Here is a 5,703-nt window from a genome sequence, read left to right on the forward strand (position 1 = left end):
AATTAAAGCCACTCCAATCAACTGAAGTCGTTTTTAAAACCCCCCATTCGCTTGAGTTAGCAGGGTAGCTTTCACATTGAGGACTCCAACCTGAATCAATTGAAGTAATACAATTTTTTAGTGTGACTTCCTTCCAATCACCATCAAACTCTTTAAATCTTAATTTAGGAAACAACGTAAAACTCTCATAAAAATATAAAACTTCGGATAAAGAAATTGATCATTCAGAAACAGCTAAAAATAGCCTAGGCTTAGATCGTGGAACATTCTTAGAATTGACCATACTGACAAGCAAAATACCCCCTCTTCGAGGGGATATCTGATATAGCTTATCTGCTATCACTTTATCAGTCCTTTTTTCTTCCTACGATAGTATGTCGCTTGTCCTATTCCTAATGCTTCCCACGGCTTTGTAGAACGCGCAGAATCGGCTTTAGCTCCACGCTTTGACTTCTGCCCTCCCTTACGTCCTTTCTCAGCGTGCCATTGCTTTAAACCTTGCTCACTGAATCGCTGCCATACCCAAGTCGCTATGCTCTTTGCCGTGGCTTTCACTTCTGAGTAGGGGAGTTGTTCGGGGAAACCTGCATTGATGTCCTTTAGGCGATCTTTGACAGCGTTATGCCACAGTTGGAAAGGGGCATTTGCCTGTTTAAACTCCATAACAGCCCTATACGACCACGATGCACCCTGCTGAAACATGGTGCAGTTACGTCCTAAACCTTGATCTTGCTCGCTTTTCCTAAGTGCTTTAACCACAACATAGTCTGCAAGCTCATCGAGCAAATACGACTTATCAGTGAAGTACATCGTCCGCCAAGCAGGGTTATATGGGTTTTTGGTCAGTTTTCGGCTGTACCCTGCATCAGCTTTGAGTTTTCGAGCCATAGCAGCCTGAATTTTTGCAGCGTACTGCATCGGCTTGATGCTTGCAATTTCAGTTGTTGGATAAGGAAACAAAAGGCGGTAACAGACATGCACATGCCCATTTTTGGGGTTCTGTGCTACCCAAAAAGGCTCAGGGAGGTTTTCTTCTCGCCAAGCAAGTGCCGATTCAGGGTAATCGAGATCAAAGACAAAATAACTAATCAGGCAGGGCTGATTAAATTGGATGTATTTCTTTTTGATTGCTTCTGTTTTCTTGGTTCTGTATTGTCCATCCGCAAAATTATCTGTGCAGTGCGGATAGTACGCAAGATCATCAAAAAACAGGTCTAGCTGTTTTTTTAGAGCCATGTTGTCCTTCAAAAAATTTGAATTTTTAGGCTCAACTAGGCTACAATCAGGGTTCAAGATAACTGTGCTCTAGTTGAGATTAATTTCTCATCAAGTTGCCGAAGAAAAGCCCGATTGCAGTCGGGTTTTTTTTCGTCTGCGGAAAAGTGTACACCATTCAGACATACTTGTTAAGTCATTCATTTTATTGGTAAATTATTAAAAAAATGCATCACAAATAAAAATGTATGTTGCTGTTTTTTAAGGGTTTGAGTTTGGTTTTGCTGAACACACCAAGATTTTTGAAAAAAATCCTGGTGTGTTTGGCCAGAAACCAAAATCATTCATAAACTCGACCATTCTGCATGTTGTAGTGCTTATCATGCCCATGTTCTTCAATGTACTTGGCTCTTTTCTCCATAAAATCCGCTTCACGCTGTTCGGCTCTTGAAATGCTGTCTTGGTCGGCTTGTGGCTCTCGGTTCGACATGCAGTTCAAAAGGCTGACACCGCAGAGGACGACAAGAAAAAAAGCTACGCTTCGCTTGGTGGAGTTACTTAGATTCATTTTTTTCCAACCAAGTTTGGTATTGTTTCTGAATATGCTCACGACTTAAAACATAGAACACTTCTATGGCTTCATCTAATGCGCTGTTGTTGGGAATAGTGTTTTTGAGCTTCTTCAGATATGCCAAGTTGAGTTTTCTTGCGCCATGATTCGACCAATCTATTTCATATTTGTTTTTAAAAAGTCTTCGCTCTTGATGATACATCGTGCCAATCTGCTGTCTTACACCTCGATAGCCTAGAAAGCCTTCTAAGGCACGAAAATGTCGTTCAAAGTATCTGCTTTTTTCCTCTAAACTTGCTTCTTTCTCAAGCAAATTTTGAAACCGTAAAACTACCCTTTCACCTTGAGCACACTGATCTTTATATGCTTTCTCAGTCAAACGCCATGTCCAATCGGTTGAGTGCTTAGTCTGTTCCCAAGCATGTGCTTTAAGCTCTTTGATACTCTTTTTCGGCTTTGTGATCCGCACTAACTCATAATGACGACAAGTGATTTTAAGATTGCCTAGAAAATCAAAAATTTCAGCACTAGGAATCAAGCTATTTATCTTATTATTTATTTTAGCAATATCTTTTTTTTCTTTTATATTAAGAACCTTATTGGACTCATCATCATAAAGAAATAAGTCATTTGTACGGCAAAAAAGTTGCACTCTAGCATTTTTTTTATAGTTCTCATCAAAACTTTGAAACTCTTGCCAATGTTGAGATTCATCAGAATTTTTCATATTGCTATAAAAATAAACACTTAGGCTAAAAACAGGCTCACCATTCAAGCGTCTACGGTAAGTCTGCTGAGGTGTCTCAAGCAAGTGATAACGATCAATCCATTTTGCAATCAGCTTCTTTGCATCTTCAATTTCAAGCTTCAAAATAGGCGAAGCCAATTCATATTCATTTGATGCCATTCCTATAATGGCTTGAGAATATTGTTTTAAATTTACACTGTAATAAATCATTTTTGTTATTCCATAAAAATCATTTTTAAATGTTATCCTATAAGAGTATTTATAAAAAGATTATATAGGTTATTTTTAAATAAGATTTTTAAAAACAAAAAAATACCACCAAAGGTGGTATTTTTATTTTTGATTTAACCACCTTTGGTGATTCTATAAATAGCAGTTCCGTGGACGTATATTGACACCTATTCGTGGACGTTATATAACCGCTTTAGATTCTGTTTTTCGTGTGGACTGCCAATCCATGATCCAATTGCTTTTAAAAGTGTTTGTTTCATGGTTGCCACCCATGAAACAAACACACACCCCCTTTTTGATAGAGTGATTGCCGTCTATTGAGAAGTTTTAATGGTGAAGCTGCGTGCGTGAGGAAACTCTAGCTGGCGCGGCTACACTAGGGGCTGATGGGTGAAATTCCCTGATTCTACCTATTCGTATGAGTAGTCCCGTTTTTACGGGCAGTTGGGCGACAAGGACACGGGAACCTATAAGCAATCGAAAGATTGTGAAGTGGTTGAGGAAAGTAATTTTTCTTCTAGGCTGAAAGAGCCGAAACCCTGCATATTAAACAGACGACGAGAGGACTTAAGGATTGAGTAAACTCGATAAGAGTCGGCTACTAGACGCTTCAAGTTTGAAAAAAACAGATACGAAGACAAGGGCGTAAGTAGTACCTACAGGTGGGCTTTTGAGGATCTTTAAAAAGGAGATGCAATCTTTTTTAAAGGGCTTTAAGTGATACAGCTTAAAGTTGTCGTGAGGCATCAGGATTGCAAGTTGAAAGATGGCGCAATCGGTACTCGATTTTAGGTGAAGCAGTGAATTTGTCGGATGACATTCTGTTTTGCTGTCGAGATCAATGGATAGCTCAAGCCTGTAATGCCCGCAACATGACGAAAGTTGTGTATGTGGGCTTAGGTAAGGTGTGAACGTGGATGGTTATTAACTTCATAGTATGTTGTATAAAGCTGAAATGACTTGGAACTGCGGTCAGCGGATAGATGGAATGTAGGCATACTATGGGGAAGATCGACACGGGGTCTACCACGTTTCAGGAAACTGAAACAAACTGTTTGATTGCTAACTTGGGAAGCACTTAGGCGTTGATATGCCGTACTTTATTGAAAATTCTATTCTTCATTTGAAGAATTTTTCATGAAAAGTCGGGGCAAACATGGAGCTGAAAACTAGATTGACTGATCTAGCAGTGTGGGAGAGTGACTTAGTAGAGCTTTGCTGTAATGGCAAAGGGAGCTTTTCGATGTCGAGTGAAAGGCAAGCGTCGAGATGAGTAACGAAAGGACACGCCATTAAGTAGTGTGTGTAAAGCAATTGGAAGACTTTTATCTTGGTTGAAGTTTGGCGACTTCATAGACTTGGCGGTCTAAATTCTAAGATACAAGTTGAAAAACAAATCTATGAAATTCTTGCTTGAGTGGCATCAAGCAAAAGATTTTTCAGAAAAAAACTTGAGTAAACAAGTATTTAAATCAGGTCTTACAGCTCGACTTTAAAAAGGCTTAGTGGGAATGACCACTCGAAAAAAACATTCTAAGCATTAGATTTTGCTGATAAATAAAAATCCGTGTATCGCCCAATACACGTAAAAAAAATGGGTCTTTCGTCCCGAGCATGACATAAAACTGCTCGCCTTATTTAAAAATTGCCTTAGATGGTCACCATTTGCGTTTTTAGCCACTTTTCCAAGAAAGTAACACTCCCTTAAGGAGTAGCCTTTAAAAGGCCAAAATAGAGCGAAATATGTGGGTTTAAACGGTTAGATAAACATCTGCTGCAACAAACCTTTTTTCCACTGTTTGGCTTGTTCAATTTGCTGTGCCACGACTTCAATTTTTTGGTCGATGGCAGATAGGAAATTAGCGATTTTGGTTTGTTCTTCTAAGCAAGGAAGTGAAATTTCCATCGGTTGAATTTTACTTTTACTAATTTCCAGAAAAGTAGAACCGCTCGCTCGTTCAATAAATGATTTTTTATTATTTACAATCCAATAATATAAAAACTCATTGAAAGTTTTCTCATTAGAGATAAAGGATTGAAATCCTTGGTTTGTAGTTACTTCTGCAATCGCAATTGCTACTTCGCCAATAGTTGCTCTAGAAGTAAAAAGAATCGTGCCTATAGGAAGCTTTTTTGCTGATGACTTCTGAACGCCAAGTTCTGAAATTGTTCGCTTGCTTTCACCTATAAATTTTTGGTTGATTTCAGATGGTGTTAGCCATACAACATCCCCACTCCAATATGCCTGATTGTTAGTTGATGGTGTTCCCCCTCCAACTATATCTGCAATATCTCCAAGTACTGTATTTTCCCACTCCCCAAATTCACTCCCATCATCCGCTTTAAAACGAATCTGTTGACTAAACAGCTTTTGCATCATTCCTTGTTTGTATTGACTAAGCAGCTCAAGTTTTTGAGTAAGCTGACTAATCTTTTCATCAACAGCAGAAAGGAAAGAAGCGATTTTGGTTTGTTCTTCTTTTGAAGGCAGTTTTAAAAGAACTTCACCCAATATTTTTTGGGAAATATTAGTTTGTGACTTTGCTAATCCTGAAGTTTTAGACTGCAACTGATTCTGACATTTTACTGAAGATAAACTAATGCCTAAAAATAGAGGATTGTTTTCTTCATTTGATTTCAAGCGAATTAATTTATCTGAAATCATCAGTTTTGAACGAACTGAATGAGGAACAACTGAAACAACCCCAACTCGTTCCGTAGGCCCTGCTCGTGTAACCAAAATATCCAAAGGTTTAACTTCTATTTCCTTTCGAGGAGTCAGCTCTAAAGGTAGTTTCTTATTAAAAGAAGAATTAAAGCCACTCCAATCAACTGAAGTCGTTTTTAAAACCCCCCATTCGCTTGAGTTAGCAGGGTAGCTTTCACATTGAGGACTCCAACCTGAATCAATTGAAGTAATACAATTTTTTAGTGTGAC

Annotated in this window: 4 protein-coding genes; all 4 read right to left on the reverse strand. The window is 38.6% G+C overall.

All coding sequences use genetic code 11. The features are described from left to right. Positions 1 to 339 precede the first annotated feature (339 nt). On the reverse strand, positions 340 to 1,236 hold the full coding sequence (locus FTV12_RS15985) for a replication initiation protein (protein WP_180034324.1): 897 nt from the start codon (positions 1,234 to 1,236) through the stop codon (positions 340 to 342). Between the two features lie 319 nt (positions 1,237 to 1,555). Then, positions 1,556 to 1,705 (reverse strand): hypothetical protein, encoded by a 150-nt coding sequence (locus FTV12_RS15990; protein ID WP_180034325.1) that lies wholly within the window; start codon positions 1,703 to 1,705, stop codon positions 1,556 to 1,558. A 64-nt stretch (positions 1,706 to 1,769) separates the two neighbouring features. Next, complete coding sequence (locus FTV12_RS15995; RefSeq protein WP_257220907.1) at positions 1,770 to 2,744, reverse strand: hypothetical protein; 975 nt, start codon at positions 2,742 to 2,744, stop codon at positions 1,770 to 1,772. A gap of 1,780 nt (positions 2,745 to 4,524) precedes the next feature. Next, a complete protein-coding gene (locus FTV12_RS16000; protein ID WP_373687233.1) occupies positions 4,525 to 5,685 on the reverse strand; it encodes a restriction endonuclease subunit S in 1,161 nt (386 codons plus the stop codon). Between the last annotated feature and the right edge of the window lie 18 nt (positions 5,686 to 5,703).

Source organism: Acinetobacter sp. YH12233, assembly GCF_013417725.1.
Taxonomy (GTDB): Bacteria; Pseudomonadota; Gammaproteobacteria; order Pseudomonadales; family Moraxellaceae; genus Acinetobacter.

Excerpts from the sequence above, each read along its gene's own strand:
- FTV12_RS15985 (WP_180034324.1), bottom strand. The coding sequence starts at position 1,236 with ATGGCTCTAAAAAAACAGCTAGACCTGTTTTTTGATGATCTTGCGTAC.
- FTV12_RS15990 (WP_180034325.1), bottom strand. The coding sequence starts at position 1,705 with ATGTCGAACCGAGAGCCACAAGCCGACCAAGACAGCATTTCAAGAGCC.
- FTV12_RS15995 (WP_257220907.1), bottom strand. The coding sequence starts at position 2,744 with ATGATTTATTACAGTGTAAATTTAAAACAATATTCTCAAGCCATTATA.